This is a genomic window from Bifidobacterium criceti, from assembly GCF_002286935.1.
Classification (GTDB): Bacteria; Actinomycetota; Actinomycetes; order Actinomycetales; family Bifidobacteriaceae; genus Bifidobacterium; species Bifidobacterium criceti.
Map to the genome: position 1 here is coordinate 33719 of NZ_MVOH01000017.1, position 22233 is coordinate 55951.

A 22233-nucleotide genomic window follows, 5' to 3' on the forward strand; every position below is an offset into this window, starting at 1 on the left:
CACCTTAGAGGTTGAGCAGTGTTTCATCTTCGTTTGTCCGTAGTATAAGCAGACGCTGCGTCGGGCGCGTGAGCGCGACGTACAGGTCGGCTGCCGCGCTCACGCGCGATGGCGCCTCTTCGGCGATCAGTCCGGGTTCGACGACGACGACGGCGTCGTATTCGAGTCCTTTGACCGCGCGCGTGCCGCATATGACGACCTGGTCGCCGAGCACGCCGCGCCGTGTGCCGCCGAACGCGTCCGCGAGCGCGTCGCGCACGGCGTCGGCGATCGCGTCGGGGACGATGACGGCGACGCGTCCCGTGCCGTCATCGACGACGAATTCGTCGGCGAGTGCGAGTGTGCGGTCGGCGACGGCGCGGTAGAGCGCCGCGCGGTCGCCGACGGAGACACGTTCGACCGATTCGGGCACCGAGCGGATCGCCTTGACGGTCGAGATGTACAGGCCTTCGCCTTGGGCGAAATCAGCGGCGAGGTCGGATACCTCACGCGGATTGCGGTAGTTGATCGTCAATTCGTTGAGGTCCCAGTTGTGCGCGCCGAACAGGGCGTTCATCGATGTCGCCCAGTCGTGTGTGCCACCGAGCGCCGACGTCTGCGCGACGTCGCCGACGATCGTGAACGAACGTGACGGGCAGCGGCGGATGAGCATGCGCCAATCCATCGGCGTGAGTTCCTGCGCTTCGTCGACGACGATGTGCCCATAGGTCCATTCACGGTCGGCCGCGGCGCGTGTCGCGACGAGTTCCACGTCGTCGCCGCTCATCTCCTCGGCGAGGCGCGCCGACGAGACGATGCCCGATCCGATGCCCGCCTGCGCGAGCGTGTCGCGCGCGTACTGCTCCTCCTCGGCGCGTCTCGCGTCGCGTGCCGCGCGCTTCGCCTGCTCGTGCGGGTCGGGGCCGAGCAGTTCGAGTGCCTCGTCGAGCAGCGGGATGTCGGAACGGGTGAGCGGCGCGCCCGGCTCGCGCGTGAGCATGCGCACCTGTTCGTCGGTGAGCCACGGCGCGAACCGCTTGAGCTGCGCGGGTTTTGAGAACATCTGGTCGATGAGCCACGCGCCGTTCATCGGTAGCCATGCGAGGTTGAGCGTGACGCGCAGACGGTCGTTCATGCGCAGTTGCGCGAGGATGTCCGACATTTCGGCGGCGTCGGGCGTGTAGTCGAGCTGCTCGACGATGCGTGTGCGCATCGCGTCGAGCATCGTCGTCACGAAGGTTTCGCGCGCCTTGTTGTGTGGCTGCCGTGTGCGGTGCGCGTCGGCGATCGCCTGTTCGATGTCCGCGGCGCGCATCGGTGCGGACATGCCGTTGACGGTGATGACGGGCAGTTTCGAGGGGACGCGTTCGCGTGCGGCGACGGCGTTCGCGATCGCGTGCGCCATGCGGCGCTGGCCTTTGAGCCGCGCGACGTGCGGATCGTCCTCACGATCGGCGATGACACCGGGGATGAGTTCGCCGATCGTACGGCTCACGACGCCGGTTTCGCCGAGCGAGGGGAGCACCTGGTCGATGTAATGCAGGAAATCCTCGCTTGGGCCGACGATGAGCACACCCGAGCGTTCGAGCCTGCGGCGGTGCGTGTAGAGCAGATAGGCGGCGCGGTGGAGCGCGACGGCCGTCTTGCCGGTGCCGGGGCCACCCTGCACGACGAGCGCGCCGCGCAGGTCGGCGCGGATGATGCGGTCCTGTTCGGCCTGGATCGTCGCGACGATGTCGGTCATCTTGCCGGTGCGCCGCGAGCCGAGCGACGCGAGGAGCGCACCTTCGCCGGTGAGCGTGCCGCGTTCGGAAGCGGCGTTGACATGCTCGGAATGCACGTCGAGCACTTCGTCCTCGATGCCGACGACGTCGCGGAAATGCAATGTGATGTGGCGGCGCATGACGATGTCGCCGTGGTGCGACGGCGTCGCCTCATAGAACGGGCGTGCGGCCTCCGCGCGCCAATCGGTCAGGATCGGTTCATGGTCGGCGTCCGACAAGCCGATGCGGCCGATATAGCGCCGGGTTCCGGCCGTGTCGTCGAGCCGGCCGAAGACGAGACGGTCCTCGACGGCGCGCAGCTGTGCGAGACGGTCCTCGTACATCGTCGCGAACGAATCGCGTTCGGTGCGTTGCGTCGGTGACCCATGCGACCCGGCCGCACGCACGTCGTCCAAGCGCTTGCGCACTTGCGCACGAAGGTCATCGAGGCGCCCATAGGCGCGGTCGACGGCGTGCTGTTCCTCGTCAAGCTGCGATGAATATTGTGACATGCTGTCTGCATCCCCTCGGTGGAAGTTTGGCCGTCCAAGTGTAGCAAACACGCCCAACAGGGCGGTGCCGCGATGCACGTCCACGCCGTCGCGCCCCCGCCGCGACGTGCGCGCACCGCGGGGAAATGTGCCGAAGGTGTGCACGATGTGGGATGTGTGTTCACGCTCACGGCGTGTTTACCCGCCGAGTGGGGGATTTAGGTGAGTAGTGGGGTAAAGTGGTTCCCTGAGCAAGTGGTCGCAGACAGGAATCAAGTGTGTGTGGAGGTGAGCGATGGCGGATCACACCGACGCACCATCCACGCACGCGGCGCCCGGGACGCCTTCGCAGTCCCTTCCGGACGATGCCTATGATGCGGCGCCTCTGCTACTGGGAACCTATACACCGAAGATCGATGCCAAAGGAAGGGTCGCGTTGCCTGCGAAAATGCGTACGCAATTGGGGGAGGGCATGGTGCTCGCGCGCGGTCAGGAACGCTGCGTCACGATCCTGCCGCGGCAGGAGTTCCGCCGCATCGCCGCGCGCATCCAGCACACGTCGATGGGCGATAAGGCGGCACGCCAATACCTGCGCATCTTCCTTTCGGGCGCCGTCGACACCGAGATCGACCGGCAAGGCCGTGTGAGCGTGCCGCAGATGCTGCGTGACTATGCCGGCCTCGGCGACGACATCGTCATCATCGGCGTCGGCACACGCGCCGAGATCTGGAACGCGGGGGCGTGGGCGGATTACCTCGCGCAGAACGAACAGGGATACGCGGACATCACCGATGACGTGTTCCCGGATATGGGGTTCTGATGACCGATTACGCACATATCCACGAACCAGTCCTGTTGCGCGACTGTGTCGACCTCGTCGCGCCGGCGCTCGCCGCGCCCGGCGCGCTCGCCGTCGACTGCACGCTCGGTCTTGCAGGGCATACGATCGCATTCCTCAAGGCATGCCCCGGCGCGCGCGTCATCGGCATCGACCGCGACGCCGAGGCGCTCGCGATGGCGACCGACCGTGTCGCGTCGGAAGGGCTGTCCGACCGTTTCACGCCCGTGCATGCGGCATTCGACGAGTTCTCCGATGTCCTCGCGTCCGAAGGTGTCGACGCCGTCGACGCCGTCTTCATGGACCTGGGGTTGTCGAGCCTGCAGATCGACGAACGCGAACGAGGGTTCTCCTACTCCCATGACGCGCCGCTTGACATGCGCATGGACGTGACGCAGCCGCTTACGGCGCGCGACGTGCTCGCTACCTACGACGAACGTGCGCTTGCGCGCATCTTCAAGGAATACGGCGAGGAGCGCTTCGCCCGCCAGATCGCGCGCGAGGTCGTCGCCGTGCGCGCGCATGCGCCGCTCACGACGAGCGCCGAGCTCAACGCGCTCGTCGACCGTGTCGTCCCACAGGCGCACCGCGCGAGCGGCAATCCCGCGAAGCGCGTCTTCCAGGCGTTGCGCATCGAAGTCAACGGCGAGCTCGAGAAACTCGCGCGCACGTTGCCGCAGGCCGCGAACCAGCTCAGAGTCGGCGGCCGCATCGTCGTCGAGTCGTACCATTCGCTCGAGGACCGCACCGTCAAGACGTTCATGAACCAGGGGCTGCGCGCGGACGTGCCCGCGGGGATGCCGGTCATCCCCGACGACATGCAGCCGTTCTTCAAGGCGGTCACGAAAGGGGCGGTCATGGCCGACGATGAGGAGAAGGCGCACAACCCGCGCGCGGCCTCGGTGCGGCTGCGGGGCGTCGAACTCATCCGCCCGGTGCCGCGGCGTTGGCGCACGCGCTTCGACGAACAGGCGCAGGGGGAGCGCACGGCATCGCGCGGCGCGCGGCGCAGGCAAGGGCATCGCGGAAAGGCAAGGCACTGATCATGGCATCGTCAATGCGTTCATCGCGTTCCTCGGCGGCCCCGGCAGGGCGGCAGGACCAGGAGGCAGGGAGCGGCCATGCCCACAAACGCCCACAATTGCATGTCGTCGAGAACCGCAGGACGTCGTCCTCGAAGGTCGGCCGCGGCATGGAACGGCTGCTGGACTGGACGCGTACGCGCCGCTCGCCGGTCGTCCACATCGTCATAGCCGTGCTCTTCCTCGGCGTGTGCCTGCTCGGCGCGCTCCTGCTGCGCACGCAGATGAGTTCGAACTCGTTCGAGGCCGCGACGATCGAGCAGCACATCACGATGCTCCAGCAGGACGTCGAGGAGGACCAGACGAAGCTCTCGCAGCTTGAGGCCACATTGCCCGAACGCGCGCAGAAGATGAAGATGGTCCCCGCCCAGAACTCGCTTTCGATAGACCTCAATGGCTACGCCCCGTCACAGGAAGGCAACCGCTGACCATGATGCATCCCATCCGTTCGTTCAAAGCGCTCACACAGCAGGCGCAACGCGCCGTCGCGCTCGGCGTCGTGCTCGCGATGATCGCATCGGTGTGCCTCGTGCGCCTTGGTGTGATCCAGCTCGTCGAAGGCGCCCACACCGCGCAGGCGGCGACGCAGAGCCGCACCGTCAAAGTCACGCTCGATGCGAAACGCGGCAGGATCCTCGACACGAACGGCGTCGTGCTCGCGCAGAGCGTCGAACGCTACACGATCATCGGCAACCCCGAAGCGGCGCAGGACTTCACGCCGCTCGATTGCACGCCACGGACGAAGGACTACTGCCAGCAGCTCGACGGCAAACCGCTCAAGACGACGGGCGTCGCCGCCGTCGCGCAGTTGCTTGCGCCGTTGCTCGGCATGAGCGCGGCCGAGATCGGCGGCAAACTCGCCGGGACCGGCCAGTATGCCGTCCTCAAGAAAGACGTGACCCCGGAGGTCAAACGCAAGATCAGCGCGTTGCATCTGGGAGGCATCGTCTACGGCGAGCTCAGCGACGAACGCGTCTATTCGAACGGCACGTTGATGGGTGTCTTCCTCGGCGGCGTCAATGACGAAGGCAAAGGCGTCGCAGGCGTCGAGCAGCTTGAGGACCGCACGCTCACCGGCACGGACGGCTATGAGATCTACCAGCAGGGCAATGGCGGCGAGCAGATACCCGGCACGATGACCGAATCGAAGAACGCCGTCAACGGTTCCGATGTCCAGCTGACGATCGACCGCGACGTGCAGTGGCGCGTCGAACAGATCCTCAAGCAGAGCCAGGACACCTACAAGGCCGGATGGGGCATCGCCGTCGTGCAGAACGTCAAGACGGGGCAGATCGTCGCGCTCGCCGACACGGACACCGTCGAAGCGGGAAGCGACGACGCGAAGCTCAACGTCGCGCGTGCGGTCAACCAGACCTTCGAACCCGGTTCGATCGGCAAGGTCTTCACGATGTCGGGCGTCATCCAGGAGGGTCTGCACACGATGGGCGACAAGTTCACGGTCCCGGGGACGATCACGATCGACGGGCAGAAATACAAGGACTCGTTCGACCACGGTGACGAGCATTGGACGATGGCGGGCATCCTCGAACAATCGTCGAACGTCGGCACGATCCTCGCCGCGGAGAACCTGAGCGACGACAAACGCTACGAATACCTCACGAAATTCGGCCTCGGCCAACCGACCGGCCTCGGCCTGCCGGGCGAATCGCAGGGCCTGCTCGCGCAGGCCGCGCAGTGGGACGGCCGTACGCGCAACACCATCCTGTTCGGCCAGGGCTATACGGTCAACGCGTTGCAGTTGACGAACGCCGTGTCCGTCATCGCGAACAACGGTGTGAGGAAACCGCAGACGATCATCAAATCGGTCACCGGCGCGGATGGCAAGGTCCATGAGACCGAAGTCGGCGAATCGACGCGCGTCATCGACGAATCGGTCTCGAAACAACTGCTCAACGCGATGGAATCGGTTTCGGAACACTATGCGTCGAAAGGGTTCGCCGGCGTGGACGGCTACCGTGTCGCGGCGAAGTCCGGCACCGCGGAAGTGGCGGGCGACGACGGCAAGCTGTCCTCGCTCATCAGCGACTATTCGGCGATCATCCCCGCCGACAACCCGCAGTTCGTCGTCACCGTCGTCCTCAAGGACCCCGAAGGCAATTACGGCGGTCTGACGGCGGGGCCGGTCTTCGCGGAGATCGGCAAGTTCCTGATGCAGAAATACGAAGTGCCGAATTCGCAGCCGCGCAAGGATGCGATTCCGGTCGAATGGTGAACGGCGACGAGGGAGGAGCCAACAATGAGCGCAATCAGTGAAACGGTATCGCAGCGCATGACGCTCGGCATGCTCGCGGACCGTTATGGATACGAGCTTGTACCGGATTTCGCGCGCGATGTGACGATCACGTCACTCGCGAACGATGTCGAATCGGTCACGCCGGGCGCGCTGTTCATGCCCGGCACCCGCATCGACAAAGGCCGGATCGCGCTTGCCGTGCGGCGTGGCGCGTATGCGGTCCTGCTGCCGACGTCGATGCGCAATGCGGTCGACGACCCGCAGGTGCCGGTCGTGTTCGCCGACCCGACACCCCGCCAGATCGGCGAACTCGCGTCCTCGATCGCGGGACGCCCCGCCGAATCGATCGCCGTGTTCGCCGTCGCCGGGAGCGATGTCGACGCCGTGCGCAAGGACGTCGATGTCCTCGCGCAGTTCCTGCATATGCTCGGCAATCCCGTCGGCACCGTGTGCGAAGGCGACTCGCAGTCACTTGAGCGGTTCCTCGACCTCTCCTATCCCGTTGACGCGTTCGCGATGCAGCGCGTGTTCTCGGTGTGTGTCGAGGACGGTGCAGCCGCGATCATCATCGCGCTCAACAACCGTTCCGTCGCTTCGGGTGCGCTCGAAGCGGTCGGCGTCGACGTGCTCGGCTATGACGATGCGGCCGGCGACGAGCACATCGACGAGATGCTCGCCCACGTGAGCGAACAATACGGTTGCGTACTCGACGCGAACACACATCTCGCCCAGCGGGGCGAGGAGACCGACGCGATGGCGGAACAGGCCGATTTCGGCGAAGGCGAGACGCGTCCGCTTTCGCTCGCGATCGCGATGGTGCTCGCCGCGGGCGTGCGCAAGGCGAACATCCGCAACGCGCTGCGTGTGTCGAGGGAGATGCGCTGAGCGCACGGTTCACGGACGACGATATGGGCTTTCGGACAAGGAGACAACGATGATGAGGATGATGCTGGCCGACGTGGCCAAGGCGGTCGAAGGCCGCATGATCAATGCGGACGACATGTCCGCGCAACGGTTCGTAACCGACGTCGTCACCGATTCGCGCGCCGCGCATGACGGATCGCTGTTCGTCGCGATCAAAGGCGAGCACACCGACGGGCACGACTATGTGCGTGGCATCGCCGCGCAGGGCGCCGTGGCCGCGATCGTCGACCATGAGATCGACGACGCGCCCATCGCGCAGATCATCGTGGGTGACACCGTCACCGCGCTCGGACTGCTCGCGAAAGCCAACCTCGAACGTCGTCGTACGGAACGCGAACCGTTCACGGTCGTCGGCATCACCGGGTCGGTCGGCAAGACGACGACGAAGGACCTGCTCAACGCGCTGCTGTCGACGCTCGGCAAGACGATCGCGCCCGTCGGATCGTTCAACAACGAGATCGGACTGCCGCTCACGGCGCTCGAAGTGGATGGCGGCACACGCTACCTCATCGCGGAGATGGGCGCGAACCATCTCGGTGAGATCGCGCATCTGACGACGATCGCGCCGCCGGACGTCGCCGTCGTGCTCAAAGTCGGCGTCGCGCATCTCGGCGAGTTCGGATCGGTCGAACACATCGCGCAGGCGAAAAGCGAAATCGTGCGCGGCCTGCTCAACGATGGCACGACCGTGCTCAACGCCGACGATCCGCGCGTCGCGAAGATGCGTGAGATCGCGCCCGGCAACGTCGTGTGGTTCGGCGTCGAGCATGCGCAGATGCATGACGGGGACGGCTACGTCGCCGCCGATGACATCACGCTCGACGATCTGGGACGCCCCGTCTTCGCACTCGTCGACGACGCGGGCGTCGAGCAGCGCGTCACGCTCGGCATCGCGGGCGCGCACAACGTCATGAACGCGCTCGCCGCGGCGAGCGTCGCACGTCTCGAAGGCATGCCGCTCGAACGGATCGCGGCAGTATTGTCGGACGTCACGGCCGTGAGCCCGCACCGCATGGCCGTGAGCGACGTCGAACGCGACGGCGAACGGTTCACGCTCATCGACGACTCGTTCAACGCGAACCCCGATTCGATGCGCGCGGGCATCGACGGACTCGTCGCATGGCGCGCACAGGAGGACGTGCAGCCGTTCCGTGTCGCCGTGCTCGGGGCGATGCTCGAGCTCGGCGACGGTGAGGCGCGCGCACACCGCGGCATCGGCGCCTACGCCGTCGAAGCGGGCGCCGACGCCGTCATCGCGGTCGGCGCGGACGGTGATGACCACCTCAACGCGCTCGCGGAGGACATCGCGGACGGCGCGCGCGGCGCGCTCGGCGCCGACGATGCACCCGCCGTCGTATATGTGACGAACACGGCCGACGCGGACACGGCGGTCGAGGACATCAACCGCGAACACAAGGACATGGTCGTGCTGCTCAAAGGATCGCACGCCTCCGGCCTGAGCGCGCTCGCGTCGCGCTGGACCGGCGACGCGCACTGAACGGACTAACCCACTGCAATCACGCAACCGAATGGAGAACCCCAGGTGATCGCACTCATCATTGGCATCTTGGTCTCATTGCTTGTGACGATGATCGGCACACCGCTGCTCATCCGCATCGTGCACAAGCTCAACTACGGGCAGTACATCCGCCAGGACGGCCCGCAGTCGCACCTCGTCAAACGAGGCACGCCGACGCTCGGCGGCGTCGTCATCGTGCTCGCCGTGCTCCTCGGATGGGGCGCAAGTGCACTGTACCGGTACTGCCTGCATGGCGCCGTGCCGTCATGGTCGGCCGTCCTCGCGCTCTTCGCGATGGCGTCGATGGGGCTGCTCGGCTTCATCGATGATTTCGCGAAGGTCCGCAAGAAACAGAACGAAGGCCTCACGGTCGGCGGCAAGTTCTTCGGGCAGATCGTCTTCGCGACGCTCTTCGCGGTCCTCGCGCTCGTCCTGCCGACGAAATCCGGGTTCCCGAGCGCACAGCCGGGCATGAGCTTCATCGAGAAACCATTCGTGAGCTTCGACTTTGCGGGGCGTGCGCTCGCGATCATCCTGTTCGTCGTCTGGGTCAACTTCCTCATGGCCGCATGGACGAACGCCGTCAACCTGTCGGATGGCCTCGACGGCCTGTGTGCGGGCTCGTCGATGGTCGCGTTCGTCGGCTACGCGATCATCGCGATCTGGGAAAGCTACCATCTCGCCGGTTCGCACCGTTCTGGCTTCACGTACGCGGTCTCCGACCCGCTCGATTTGGCGATCATCGCGTGCTGCGCGGCGATGGCATGCCTCGGCTTCCTGTGGTACAACTGCAATCCGGCGTCGATCTTCATGGGCGACACCGGTTCGCTCGCGCTCGGCGGCCTGTTCGCGGCGCTTTCGATCGAGACGCACACCGAGTTCCTTGCGATCATCATCGGCGGCCTGTTCGTCATCGAGGCGATGAGCGACGTCATCCAGGTCGGCTATTTCAAGGCGACAGGCAAACGCGTGTTCAAGATGGCGCCGATCCACCATCATTTCGAGCTCGAAGGATGGACCGAAGGCAAGGTCGTCGTGCGCTTCTGGATGATCGAGCTCATGTTCGTGATGACCGGCCTTGTCATCTTCTACGGCGATTGGGTCGCGCGTTCGGGACTGTGGCACATATGACATACGGCGCCGGGCACATGGCGGATGCCGGCACAAGCGGCAGGGATACAGCAATGATGGAAGGATGGAACGATATGGAACTCGACCTTGGGCATATGACGGTCGTTGTGGCGGGGCTCGGCGTCTCGGGACGCAGCCTCGTGGAGATCCTGCGTCCGCGCGCACATGAGGTCATCGCGGTCGACGAACGCAAACCGGACGCCGACCTCACCTCATTCGACGACATTCCGTGGGACCGCGTCGACCTCGTCTGCACATCGCCCGTGTTCAATCCGCGCACACCGTTCATCCTCGAGGCGGGCCGCCGTGGCATCCCGGTCATCAGCGAGGTCGAACTCGCATGGCTCATGCGCGTCGACAACACGAGGACGGGAAAGCCCGCGCCGTGGATCGGCATCACCGGCACGAACGGCAAGACGAGCACGACCGAGATGACGTCGGCGATGCTCACCGCATGCGGCCTCAACGCACCGGCCGTCGGCAACATCGGCAAGGCCGTCTCCCACGCCGCACTGAACGCGGACAACGACGTGCTGTGCGTCGAACTGAGCTCGTTCCAGCTGCATTTCACGTATTCGCTCGAGCTTGACGGCGCCGCGATCACGAACATCGCCGCCGACCACCTCGACTGGCATGGCGGCATCGAACAGTACGCCGAAGACAAATCGAAGGTTTTCGACGGCGCGCGCCGTGTCATCGCCTACAACGCGCAGGACGAACGCGTCACCGAACTCGCCCGCGAGGCGAAGACGGCCGAAGGCTGCGTCGATGTCGGCTTCACGCTCGCCGAACCCGTCGCGGGCCAGATCGGCGTCAAGGACGGATGGATCGTCGACATGGCGGGCGTGACCGGCATGCCGGTCGGCGTCGAACACCGGCTCGCGGCGCTCGCCGACTTCCCGTATCTCATGGAGCCTGACGGCACGCTCTACCCGCATCTCGTCGCCGACGCGCTCACCGCGATCGTCCTCGTGACGGCGCTCGACGTGGACCTTGACACGGCGCTCGCCGCGCTCAAACGGTTCAAGCCCGGCGGCCACCGCATCGAGGAGGTCGCCGCGCTCACGGACGAAGACGGTTCCGCGATACGGTTCATCGACGATTCGAAGGCGACGAACGCGCACGCCGCGCGCGCGTCCCTGTCAAGCTTCGCGCCGGGAAGCGTCGTATGGGTCGCCGGCGGCCTCGCGAAAGGCGGCCGTTTCGAACAGCTCGTCGCCGAGGAACGCGACCGGCTCAAGGCGGCCGTCGTCATCGGCGTCGACCAAGAGCCGATGCTCGACGCGTTGCGCACAAGCGCACCCGATCTTCCTGTGGCCGTCATCGACCCGTCCGATGCCGCGACCGTCATGGCTCGCGCCGTCGACGCGGCAGCCGCGTTCGCGTCCCCCGGCGACGTCGTGCTGCTCGCTCCGGCATGCGCATCGATGGACCAGTTCACGTCCTATGCCGACCGCGGCGACCGCTTCGCGGCCGAGGCGCAGCGTTGGGTGAATGCGCATGGCCGAGACTGAACGCAAGCCACGCAAGCCACGTACGGCGTCGTCAAACGGCGCCGTCGGGGCGCCGCGCCGGCAATACACGGTCCGCAGGCGCTCGCTCGCCGATACGGACGGTGCAGCCGTGCAACCGTCCGCATCGAAGGCACGGCCGGCGGCGCGTGACGCGCTCGATTTCTCGCAATACCGCGGATGGCGCATGTTCCTCAACCCACTATGGTGCTACCACGGCTTCTTCGCATGCGTGCTCGCGTTGACGCTCTTCGGCCTCGTCATGGTGTTCTCGAGCTCATCGGTCTCGATGGTCGCCGCCGGCGCCGCGCCGTGGACGCAGTTCATCAGCCAGATGGGGTTCGCGGTGCTCGGCTTCCTGCTGATGGCCGCCGCCGCGATGATGCCGTTGCGTGTCTACACGATGCACCACCTCATGTACATCATCTATGGGGTCAGCCTTGTGCTGCAGGGCATCACGCTCACGCCGCTTGGCATCGAGGTGTACGGCAACCGCGGCTGGATCCCGATCGGACCGGTCACGCTGCAGCCCGCGGAGATCCTCAAACTCATGCTGTGCATCGTGTTGCCGCTCTCGCTGCGCCGCGTGCATGCCAAGCACCTCGAATCGCGCACGGCGAAGCCGCGGTTGCGTGATTATATGCTGCCGCTCGGGATGCTCGCGTTGGCGGTCGGGCTCGTCATCCTCGGCAAGGACCTCGGCACATGCATGATCCTCGTGTTCATCGGCCTCATCGCGTTCTGGACGAGCGATTTCCCGAAACGGTGGCTCGGCGTCGCCGGCGTCATCGCGGTCGTGTTCGTCGCATTGTTCGTGCTCACGAGCTCGAACCGCATGAGCCGTATCCTCGCGACCTACCAGGGATGCGAGGACGGCGCGCAGACCGTGTGCTACCAGTCGATGCATGCGCGCTATGCAATCGCGTCGGGCGGTCTGCTCGGCGTCGGCATCGGCAACTCACGTGAGAAATGGAACTATCTGCCGGCCGCGCACAATGATTTCATCTATGCGATCATCTGCGAGGAGCTCGGCTTCGTCGGCGGCCTGCTCGTGCTGCTGCTGTTCGTCGTGCTCGGATGGTGCATGATCGTCGTCGCGATGAGGACACCGAACAAGTTCGCCTCGTCGGTCCTGCTGTGCCTGACGATATGGATCGTCGGGCAGGCGCTCATCAACATCGCCGTCGTGCTCGGCATCCTGCCGGTCATGGGACTGCCGATGCCGTTCGTCTCGGCGGGCGGCACATCGCTCATCATGTGTCTCACGGCGGCGGGGGTATGTCTGAGCGTCATGCGCAGCCAGCCGCAGATACGTGCGGAACGCACGAAGGCATGACCTCAACCGCGTCGACTACAGTGAAGGCATGATGAGTACAGGAACGCAGCACCGAATCATTCTCGCCGGCGGCGGCACCGCCGGCCACGTCAATCCGCTTCTCGCGGTCGCCGACGCGATCCGCGCACGGGATGAGGACGCCGACATCATCGCGCTCGGCACGGCCGTCGGCCTTGAGGCCGACCTTGTCCCGGCCGCCGGATACCGGCTCGAAACGATCGAGAAAGTGCCGTTCCCGCGCCGACCGAACGCGTACATGTTCACGTTCCCTGCGAAATGGCGCCGCGAGACGGCGAAGGTCCGGGAACTCATCGGCGCGCAGGGCTCGAATGTCGTCGTCGGCTTCGGCGGCTACGCGTCGGCTCCGGCATACGCGGCCGCGCACAAACTCGGCGTCCCGATCGTCATCCATGAGCAGAACGCGCGCGCCGGCATGGCGAACAAACTCGGTGCGCATTGGGCGCGCTTCATCGGCACCGCCTATGACGGCACAGGCCTTGAACCCGCGAAAGGCGGCACGATCGAGCGTGTCGGCCTGCCGCTGCGCCCCGCGATCGCGGCGCTCGCCGAACAGCTGCAGACCGACCGTGCAGGCGCGCGTGAACGCAACGCGCGTGAGCTCGGCCTCGACCCGTCACGTCCGATCATCGTCGTCACCGGTGGTTCGCTCGGCGCGGCGAGCCTCAACCGTGCAATCGCCGGCACCGCGGGCACACTCGTGCGCCATGCGCAGGTCGTGCATCTGACCGGCAAAGGCAAGATCGACGAAGTGCGCGACCGCGTCGTGCAATCGGCGGGCTCACAGGTCCTCACCGGTCTCGGCGACGACGCGCAGCCGGGACGTGACTACCATGTCGCGCAATACCTCGAACGCATCGACAAGGCCTTCGCATGCGCCGACCTTGTCATATGCCGTTCCGGAGCGGGCACCGTGAGCGAACTGACGGCGCTCGGGCTTCCGGCCGTCTACGTGCCGTTGCCGATCGGCAACGGCGAACAGCGCTTCAACGCACAACCCGTCATCGACGCCGGCGGCGGCCTGCTCGTCGATGACAAGGACTTCACGACGACATGGGTCGAGGAACACATCCCCGCAATCCTCTCGAACCCGGCGACACTGCGCACCTATGGCGAGCGCGCGTGGACATACGGCATCCGCGACGCCACCGACCGCATGGCGGCGCATATCCTCGACATCGCCGACGCGCAGGCGTGAGCGGGACACCACAAAAACGCATCGACAGACAGACACGGACATCGCAGACAACGAACAGGAGCGTTTTCCAGTGAACGAACAGACACCGCAAGCCATCGACCTCGACCCGGCAACCGCGCGTTTCGCGCCGACGGCGCGTGTGCAGGACCTCGGACGCACGCATTTCATCGGCATCGGCGGCGCGGGCATGAGCGTCCTCGCGGAGATGCTGCACGAGCAGGGCGTCGACGTCGACGGTTCGGACGCGCACGAAAGCGCGAAAACCGAACGCCTCGCCGCAATCGGCGTCCCGGTGCGCATCGGGCAGCGTGAAGACAACGTACGTGACGCGGACATCGTCGTCTATTCGAGCGCGATCAAAGCGGACAATCCGGAAATCGTTGCGGCGTCCGCGAACGGCGCGCGCATCGTGCACCGCAGCGACATCCTCGCGCTCCTGATGCACGGCAAACGCGCCGTGACCGTCGCCGGCGCACACGGCAAGACGACGACGAGCTCAATGCTCGCCCACATCCTGCTGCATGGAGGCGAAGGCGACCTCGCCGACCCAAGCTACGCGATCGGCGGATCGATCCAGGGCGTCGACGGCACGACACTCGACGGCGGCCACGCCGGAACAGGCGACGTCCTCGTCGCCGAAGCCGACGAATCCGACGGCAGCTTCGAAAAATACACGCCACACATCGCGATCGTGACGAACGCCGAAGCCGACCACCTCGACCACTACGGCGATGCAGACACCTACCACCGCGCGTTCGTCGACCATCTCGGCCACGCGCGCGGCGCGATCATCGTATGCGCCGACGACGCGAGCGCACTCGCAGTCCTGCGCCAACTCGACAGCCGCACCGCGGCGCGCGCGATCGCGTACGGCACGACGTCGCGCGACGACATCGGCGAACTCAACGGTGCACGCTACGTGCACATCGCGGCCGAACAGGAACGCGCGGGCAGCGGCAAGGAGACCTTCACACTCGAAATGCCCGTATCGGTCGCCGAAGGACGACTCAGAGCGGGCGACGACGGCGCAGCAGACAACGACGGTGCGGAAGACAACAGCGGCGCGCTCGTGCGTGTGCCCGTCGCGCTCGCGGTGCCGGGACTGCACAACGCGCGCAACGCGACCGCCGCGATCATCGCGGCGATGCTCCTCGGCATGGATCCGCACCGCGCGGCCGACGCCATCGCGACATTCCTCGGCGCGTCGCGCAGGTTCGAAATCCGCGCGCACGTCGGTGGTGTGACCGTCGTCGACGACTACGCGCACCATCCGACCGAGATCGCGGCACTCCTCGACGCCGCACGCCGACGCTACCCCCAATCGACGATCCATGTGCTCTTCCAGCCGCATCTGTTCTCCCGTACGAAGTTCTTCGCGGACGAGTTCGCGCACGCGCTCGCGAAAGCCGACGACGTCATCGTCACCGGTGTGTTCCCCGCGCGCGAACGGCAGCAGGACTTCCCGGACGTGTCCGCGTCGACGATCGCGGACGCGGCCGGCGACGGTGCGCACATCGACGTCGAGGAGCATATGGAGACGGCGGCGCAGATGATCGCGATGCGCGCGAAGCCCGGCGACGTCGTCTTCACCGTCGGCGCGGGCGACATCACGAAGATGGCGCCCGTCATCGCGCATGTGCTTGAGGCGCACGTCGGCAAGGACGACTGATGGCAGGGCGCACTGTCAGATCATCGTCATCGGGGGCGTCGTCCTCCGGTGACGGCACGCCGAAGCCGCGTTCCGCGCGCGGACGCGCCGCATCTTCGGATGCCGCGCGTACGACGGATGCGGGTGCGGGCACGAACGGACGTTCGTCGGTGGAAAGTGACGCACCGCGCGCGCGGCGGCGCAGCGTTTCCTCACGCGCGACCGCGGATGCTGCGGCATCAGCGAAGACGTCATCGAAGAAAAAGACAACGTCGACGAAGAAGACAACGTCGGCAAAGACGTCATCGACATCGGCATCGACGAAACGCACGTCGCGCAGCGTGCGCTCCGCGTCGTCGACCGCGGACACGTCCGCGTCGCACGGTCGCGTCGCGCGTTCGGCGTCGTCACACGCATCGTCGGCGACGGGGGAGCACCGTTTTCCGATCGACGCGAAGGATGCGCGCGTCGTGACGCCGCGCGTCGCCAGAAGCGACGGCGCGACGCACAGCGCGGCGAATGACACGTCGACAGACACGTCGGCGGTGAACGGTGCGGCGGCGCGCGCGGGTGACGGCGCACGTCGCGAGCCGCGACGTCCGTCTCTCCTCACCCGTGTGCGCGCGATGCTCCCCGGCCGCGCGAAGTCGACACAGACACCGACGGTGCGGCGTACGCGCATCGTCGAGGAACCGGTCGGCGCGAGCGCGCCCGGAGCATTCGTCGACGCGAACAACATGCGCAGCGAGGACATCGTCGCGAAGACGCTGCGGCAGACGGCGGGCGGCGTCGGCGTCGCGACGCGCCCGAAAATCGTCGATTTCACGAAACGGCAGAAGGAACGCAAACGCGCGAACATCCGGCAGGTCGCGACGCGTGTGGGCATCGTGGTCGCCTCGTTCGCGGTCGTCATCGCGCTCGTCTGGCTGCTGTTCTTCTCGCCTGTGCTGCGGCTCAATCCGGACAAGATCTCGGTCTCCGGCGCGAACCAATGGGTCAGCCGTGAGCAGATCATGACGATCGCACGTGGACAGGCCGGCAAATCGCTCCTGCTCGTCTCGGACGGCGACGTCGAACAGCAACTGTCGCAGATACCGGGTGTGTCCTCGGCGCAGGCGACGAAGAAGTTCCCGAACGGTTTCGATGTGCACGTCGAAGCGCAACGGCCGGCTGCGATGCTGCGTGTCAAAGGCGGCGACATCCTCACCGCGGTCGATGCGAAGGCGCGCGTGCTCAACGCGGTCGATGCGAAGGCGGCGTCCGGGATACCGGTCATCGATGTGCAGTCGGTCGATGGTGCGGTGGGCAGTCGTGCGATCAAGACGGCCGTCGTCATCCTCGACGCGTTCCCCGAAGCGTGGAGGAAGGACGTCACCGGCGTGAACGCGCCGACGCAGGATTCGATCACGACGACGTTCGCGAACGGCATAACCGTGGTATGGGGTGACGATGCGGACCTCAAGCTCAAAATGGCAATCGTCGACAAGATCATGAACGATCCGAACGTCATCGGCGACAAAAAACAGATCAACGTCTCCGCACCGAACCGACCGATCATCAAATAGCGCGCGTGGGCGGCTGTTGTTGGCGGCGGTGCCGCAATGTGTAGCCGTCTACGGCGTACATAGGGGCGCAGGTGGCGGCGGTGCCGCAATGTGCAGCCGTCTACAGTGCACGTATGGCTGTTGTTGGCGGCGGTGCAACGATGAGCGACCGTCTACAGAGACGCTGCAGCCATCGTCGCGATAGGCGATCGCGAAGACGTAACGAAGAAGCGCCACGTTCCTAGGAACGTGGCGCTTCTTGTACTGTGAGTGGAGCCGCGGGGAATTGAACCCCGGTCCGGTGACCGTACCCTCGTACTTCTACGTGCGTAGTCTGCTGACCATTCGGCAGTTTTTCGGCCCCCATCAATGTCGCAGACGACTGATGGCGAGCCTAGCCACAGTTAGAGTCCCTGCGTCACCCTGCGGTTCAATGACGCAGGCAAGTCTTCTAACGACGCCCGACATCTCCCCGAAGACACGGAAGAGCGGACGGAGCGGCGCTCGCTGGATTAGATCTGATTACGTTGAAAATCAGGCAGCGAGAGCGAACTCAGTGCGGTTAGATTTAGCACTTAATTTAATGTGCAGAGCACATCACGAGCGGACTCTACATTCTCGGCACGCTTCTCCGAAGCGAACAGATCACCGTCGAAACCAAATCGGCCCCTTTTGAATTATCAAACCCCGGTAACGACATACGCCGTGTAAGCCGGACTTCTCAATATAACACGAACAGTGACGATAGGCAACCGCGACGTCGAGTGCGCCGCGGTTGACGCACGTCATTTCGCGTTGATGCGTTCGCGGTTCGCGATCGCGAGCTCACCCAGATACCGGTAGATTGGTGCGATGTCGAATTTACGGGGGAATTCGAGCGTAATCTCGTCGAGTGTCTCCGTTCCGGTCTTGCGTTGGTAGACGTCCTTGAGATACGTGATGTTGAGTTCGCTGTCGTCGCCGATCGCGCCCGCCGTCTCCACTTCGACGTCGACGACCGCGTCGAGGTGGATCGTCTTGTAGCGCGCCTTCGCGCCGGTCGCGCCCTGTTTGTCGATGAAGATGATGCGGATGTTCGTGAAGATGACGGCGTCGCGGACGAGTTGGTACCCGTTCGTGATCTGCTCGCCGTTGAACAGGAACGGCCCGTATTCGCGCATGAGTTCGTCGTTGCTGACCTGTTGCAGATTGCCTGCGAATGCGTTCAGGATGCCCATCGTGTCCTCGTTTCTCGTTTTCCGCCATTGTAGTCGATGACGGGTCCTGTATGGGGCTGATATGGGGCATGATATCGAAAACGGTTCGTGTGCCGCAGCGGGGAGGCTGCGGCACACGAACCGTGGGGAAAGGGAGCAGGAATAGGCGTCCTTGAGCTCGTCGATCTGCGGCGGCGCTGTCGTCAGATCTGGTATCCGTTCGTCTCGTAGTATTGCGGCGAATAGCCGAACGCCGCGTAGAGCAGGCCCGGGAGCGTGACCGCGGCCGCGCGCTGCACCGCCTCATCCTTGATGTCGCCGTCGCCGCCGGCGACGTCCCAACGGTAGACGGACGGTTCGCTCGCGTAGCGTGTGCGCACATATGCCTTGAGCCACGGCTTCGAGACGAACATGACGAGGTAGGGGACCTCACGTTCGAGCAGCGCGTGCACGTCGCCGTCCTCGAGTTCGTCGCCCTTCTGCGTGAACACGATCGTGCCGCCGCCGTCGTACGCCTTGAGTGAGACGTTGAGTTTGACGAGGTCGTGCGCACGGGCGCCCGCGTAGGCGAGCGGCGTCAGGCAGTCGTTCTTCTTGAATTCCTCGAGCATATCCGTCAGATGCGTCATGAGCGGTCCTTTCGTCGGCGACGGCCGGCGTGTGCGTACGCCGTGCCCCGCGCTCCACGATACACCGTTTGCGCTGTGCCGTACCGCGTTCGCGCACGCCGTACGCGCACCTTCCGGCATCCAACGTTCGTATGAACGTATCTTTGGGTGTCTACCGCACCCAAAGATGCCGAAATAGGGTGCCAGAACGGTGCTGTGGGGCGATTTCGTGCCGATTCTGCACCCAAGGATGTCGAGATACGCGATTTCCGCGATATTGCGATATGATGGTTGTTCGCACTGGTGGGAATGTGGGAATGGCGGAGGAGATGTCATGAAGTTCTGTTCGCAGTGTGGCAAGCCGCTCGGCGCGGATGCGAAGGTTTGCGGATATTGCGGCACGCCCGTGCATGGGGTTCCTGTGGCGCGACCGTCGGCGCCTGTTGCGGCGCCGACGACGCAAACGCCGGTGGATGCCGTGTCCGCAACGTCGAAATCGACGAAAGTGTTGCGCGCGGCAATCGCCGCGGTGGTCGCAGTCATCCTCGTATTCGGGGGATTGCTCGTCTACAACACGTGGTTCGCTGGGGCCGAAGTACCGTCCGCCGGGGCGCAGGACAGACCCAAGGCGGATGACGTCGTGGCACGGCTCAAAGGGGAGGGCATCGATGCCACAAAACGGCAGCGGTACGCGAAGGAGCCCGCGGGACAGTATCTCGGTGTGGATGGCGTGCCGGCTGGCGGGCGTGTGAAGAAGGGGACGAGTGCGGTCGTTGTCGAATCGCTCGGGCCTGGCGTACCTGAAGGCACGGTCGGCAAGGAACGCGGCGATGCGGTCGAACAGGTTAAGGACATGGGCGTTCCCGTCACGACGTACGGGATGGTGTCGAACAACCCCGGCGCAATCGTCGCTTCGTATCCGGAGGATGGCCATGCGCTGACTGAGGATGGTGAGCGCATGAAGGGCGATGACCTCGTGATGCCGAAAGCCGCCGAAGGCCAAGCGGATGGCATTCTGCTCGCCGTCGGTGTGGAAGGCAGGGGCGTGCCCGCGGAAACGTACGGTATGAATGGGGACAAAGCGACCGATATGCTCGAAAAGGACGGCTTTGCGGTGACGACGCAGCTTGTGCCGGCGGACAAGGACATGATCGGCAAGGTCGTGCGCACCGATCCGGCGATCGGGCACGAATCGGACGAGACCGACGTGACCGTGTATGTGGGCGCTGATGCGAAGGACCTGCGTGAGGCGATGATGACGACCGCATATGACCAGGAGGGGTACCATGGCCGCGTCGTCGCCGATTTCACGCCGTTGCTTGGCACGTGGTGCCGTGATGACGGCTCATGTGTCACGCTTGCGCAGCAGAAGGACGACGTCAGCGGGGATGGTGCGGTGCGCAACATCACGGTGACGCGCGATGGCAAGACACAGCCGGACAGGGTGTCGAATTCCGGATTGAAATCGCATCCGGGCGATACGATGGCCGCTACCGACTGGGACCTTGACAATCCGTTTGGCGGCCTCGAGAACCTGCTGTCCGCAGGGGACACAGGCGTCATCGATATCTACGACGGCAATCCGCTGCCATATTGCGGAACGGAGCCGGTTGCGCTCATGGCTTCCCGCAAATGCGTGAACGGTACGCTTGTGGACAGTGGCTCATCCGATGGCGGATTCGAAGGGACGACGTTCCCGATGAACGAGTTCCTGCTCATCGCTCCCGTCGGGGCGGATATGGACGCCGTCAAGCGGTCGGGGTATTTCGCAAAGGACAATGAGCTGAAACGGACGAAGGGTGCGCAGCAAGGCAAGGCGGATGCCGGCGTCGACGAGAACCGTCCGTATCTGCTGCTGCGCGATCCGAATCTGTACGACAAGGACGATATCGAAGTGGGCTACGACATACGCGACCTCGAACAGAGTCCATTCATTCCCACTGAGCACGGCGGTCCCGATGTGAAGTTCGCACCTGCGCCGAGCGCGTCGTCCGCTTACTACTTCGTCAATGATGGATTCAATTGGGCGACGTTCGACAATGGTGTGCAGGTGTGCGACGCCGATGGTTGCACGGCGCATGACGATGCCGATAAGGCGCAACAGGCGGATGCGAAGAAGACGACGCCCGATGCGGCCAAGAGGAAGACTGATGCGACGAAGCGGCCGAGTCCGCAATCCTCGCCGACGCAGATGAAGAAGCGGACCGCCGAGGACATGACGGCCTCCGAGATCCGCGATACGCTGAACAGTGGCGATTTCTCGATCATCGCGGGCAGGTATTGCTCACATGACGACGGTTGCCTCATTGTGGATGATGAGGGCGACGTCCGCGCCGAGGGCGCGAGCAGAAAGCTCACCCGTGAAGGGTCGGGCACAACGCTGCATGTGAATGAGGAACAAATGTTTGCGGATCCCGCATTCGAACAGGAGTTAGTCCCGTTGGGCGCTCCGGATGACGACTACCGTTGCGTTGGTGTGGATGGGGACGTCGAGTTGACGGGCACGTCATGTTTGAACAGTAGTGGTTATTCTGCTGCCGACACGTTCTTCCCCGCGCAGATGCTGTATTACCCGAAGGGCATCGATCTGAACGGCGAAGGCGTGACAGGGCGCTATGCGACCATCTACGCTTCCTATACGTCGCCCGACACGAGCAGACCGTTCATCCAATGGTTGCAAAGGATCGAGAACCCACCTGTCGCCGACGAGATCGTCTACTATCTCGTCGACTGAGCGTTGTTCGGTATCTTTGGGTGTCTACCGCACCCAAGGATGCCGAAATAGGCCGCGGATTGGGTGATGCGGGGCGATTTCGTGCCGATTCTGCACCCAAGGATGCCGAGATACGCGATTTTCGCGTACGCTTGGGCGATATGGGACATGACACACCGGTCGAAGGGACGACACCCGAACCCGCCGGTGCCGCGCGATGGGCCACGTGGACGTTGCACAGATTGTCCGGTTCGCCGTTCCGTGCGAAATTCCGGCTGTCCGCGCTCGTCGTCGCGTGGATCTCGTGTGACCTGCACGCGCATCCCGTCGCCCAAGGTACGCTGCCAATCGACACACAGCCGCCGACGCGGGCCCGCGCGCAATCGAAGTCTGCGCCGAAGACGCCGGACGCGACGATGGAACCGTTGTTCTGACCTTCCGTCCGACCCGAACGGTCCATCCGCGCACGCGCTGCTACGA

Annotated in this window: 17 protein-coding genes and 1 other RNA gene; 14 read left to right on the forward strand and 4 right to left on the reverse strand. The window is 64.8% G+C overall.

The genetic code is table 11. The annotated features are described in order from the left end of the window. Nucleotides 1-4 precede the first annotated feature (4 nt). Entirely contained in the window at nucleotides 5-2254 is a 2250-nt protein-coding gene (locus B1526_RS07525) for a HelD family protein (RefSeq protein WP_095615446.1), read from the reverse strand. Nucleotides 2255-2528: 274 nt separating this feature from the next. Here B1526_RS07525 and mraZ point away from each other — a divergent pair, with 274 nt between their 5' ends. The 12 genes from mraZ (at nucleotide 2529) to B1526_RS09340 (ending at nucleotide 17257) form a co-directional block, all read left to right on the forward strand. After that, entirely contained in the window at nucleotides 2529-3053 is a 525-nt protein-coding gene (gene mraZ, locus B1526_RS07530; protein WP_095615447.1) for a division/cell wall cluster transcriptional repressor MraZ, read from the forward strand. Continuing rightward, a complete protein-coding gene (rsmH, locus tag B1526_RS07535; RefSeq protein WP_095615448.1) occupies nucleotides 3053-4114 on the forward strand; it encodes a 16S rRNA (cytosine(1402)-N(4))-methyltransferase RsmH in 1062 nt (353 codons plus the stop codon). Before mraZ ends, rsmH begins: the two co-directional genes overlap by 1 nt. A 2-nt stretch (nucleotides 4115-4116) precedes the next feature. After that, the gene (locus B1526_RS07540; RefSeq protein WP_095615449.1) at nucleotides 4117-4581 is read left to right on the forward strand and encodes a hypothetical protein; all 465 of its coding nucleotides are present in this window, start codon (nucleotides 4117-4119) and stop codon (nucleotides 4579-4581) included. 5 nt (nucleotides 4582-4586) lie between these two features. Next, nucleotides 4587-6386: a peptidoglycan D,D-transpeptidase FtsI family protein gene (locus tag B1526_RS07545; protein WP_095615582.1), complete on the forward strand. Its 1800-nt coding sequence runs from the start codon at nucleotides 4587-4589 to the stop codon at nucleotides 6384-6386. A 24-nt stretch (nucleotides 6387-6410) separates the two neighbouring features. Further along, nucleotides 6411-7292, forward strand: coding sequence for a UDP-N-acetylmuramyl peptide synthase (locus B1526_RS07550; RefSeq protein WP_095615450.1), 882 nt, complete (start codon nucleotides 6411-6413; stop codon nucleotides 7290-7292). Between the two features lie 49 nt (nucleotides 7293-7341). After that, nucleotides 7342-8829, forward strand: coding sequence for a UDP-N-acetylmuramoyl-tripeptide--D-alanyl-D-alanine ligase (locus B1526_RS07555; protein ID WP_095615451.1), 1488 nt, complete (start codon nucleotides 7342-7344; stop codon nucleotides 8827-8829). A gap of 45 nt (nucleotides 8830-8874) precedes the next feature. Continuing rightward, nucleotides 8875-9981 carry a phospho-N-acetylmuramoyl-pentapeptide-transferase gene (mraY, locus tag B1526_RS07560; protein ID WP_095615452.1) on the forward strand — a complete coding sequence of 369 codons (1107 nt, stop codon included), beginning with the start codon at nucleotides 8875-8877 and terminating at the stop codon, nucleotides 9979-9981. Nucleotides 9982-10055: 74 nt separating this feature from the next. After that, nucleotides 10056-11495, forward strand: a complete 1440-nt coding sequence (gene murD, locus B1526_RS07565) for a UDP-N-acetylmuramoyl-L-alanine--D-glutamate ligase (RefSeq protein ID WP_095615453.1) — start codon at nucleotides 10056-10058, stop codon at nucleotides 11493-11495. Continuing rightward, on the forward strand, nucleotides 11476-12828 hold the full coding sequence (locus tag B1526_RS07570) for an FtsW/RodA/SpoVE family cell cycle protein (protein ID WP_095615454.1): 1353 nt from the start codon (nucleotides 11476-11478) through the stop codon (nucleotides 12826-12828). The genes murD and B1526_RS07570 overlap by 20 nt, the downstream gene beginning before the upstream one ends. Nucleotides 12829-12859: 31 nt before the next feature. Then, on the forward strand, nucleotides 12860-14044 hold the full coding sequence (locus B1526_RS07575) for a UDP-N-acetylglucosamine--N-acetylmuramyl-(pentapeptide) pyrophosphoryl-undecaprenol N-acetylglucosamine transferase (RefSeq protein ID WP_095615583.1): 1185 nt from the start codon (nucleotides 12860-12862) through the stop codon (nucleotides 14042-14044). Between the two features lie 70 nt (nucleotides 14045-14114). Next, nucleotides 14115-15713: a UDP-N-acetylmuramate--L-alanine ligase gene (gene murC, locus B1526_RS07580; RefSeq protein ID WP_235607106.1), complete on the forward strand. Its 1599-nt coding sequence runs from the start codon at nucleotides 14115-14117 to the stop codon at nucleotides 15711-15713. Further along, nucleotides 15713-17257, forward strand: a complete 1545-nt coding sequence (locus tag B1526_RS09340) for a cell division protein FtsQ/DivIB (RefSeq protein ID WP_235607107.1) — start codon at nucleotides 15713-15715, stop codon at nucleotides 17255-17257. Before murC ends, B1526_RS09340 begins: the two co-directional genes overlap by 1 nt. Nucleotides 17258-17504: 247 nt before the next feature. On the opposite strand, the gene ssrA is transcribed toward B1526_RS09340, so the two are convergent. The 3 genes from ssrA to B1526_RS07600 form a co-directional block, all read right to left on the reverse strand. Beyond that, nucleotides 17505-17906: a transfer-messenger RNA gene (gene ssrA, locus B1526_RS07590) on the reverse strand. A gap of 115 nt (nucleotides 17907-18021) precedes the next feature. Beyond that, nucleotides 18022-18453, reverse strand: coding sequence for a PH domain-containing protein (locus B1526_RS07595; protein WP_095615456.1), 432 nt, complete (start codon nucleotides 18451-18453; stop codon nucleotides 18022-18024). A 182-nt stretch (nucleotides 18454-18635) separates the two neighbouring features. Next, a complete protein-coding gene (locus B1526_RS07600; protein ID WP_133088515.1) occupies nucleotides 18636-19061 on the reverse strand; it encodes a hypothetical protein in 426 nt (141 codons plus the stop codon). Nucleotides 19062-19374: 313 nt separating this feature from the next. Here B1526_RS07600 and B1526_RS07605 point away from each other — a divergent pair, with 313 nt between their 5' ends. Both B1526_RS07605 and B1526_RS07610 read left to right on the forward strand, forming a co-directional pair. Beyond that, entirely contained in the window at nucleotides 19375-21774 is a 2400-nt protein-coding gene (locus tag B1526_RS07605) for a zinc-ribbon domain-containing protein (RefSeq protein WP_095615458.1), read from the forward strand. Nucleotides 21775-21914: 140 nt separating this feature from the next. Beyond that, on the forward strand, nucleotides 21915-22187 hold the full coding sequence (locus tag B1526_RS07610) for a hypothetical protein (protein WP_133088519.1): 273 nt from the start codon (nucleotides 21915-21917) through the stop codon (nucleotides 22185-22187). The last annotated feature ends 46 nt before the right edge of the window (nucleotides 22188-22233 follow it).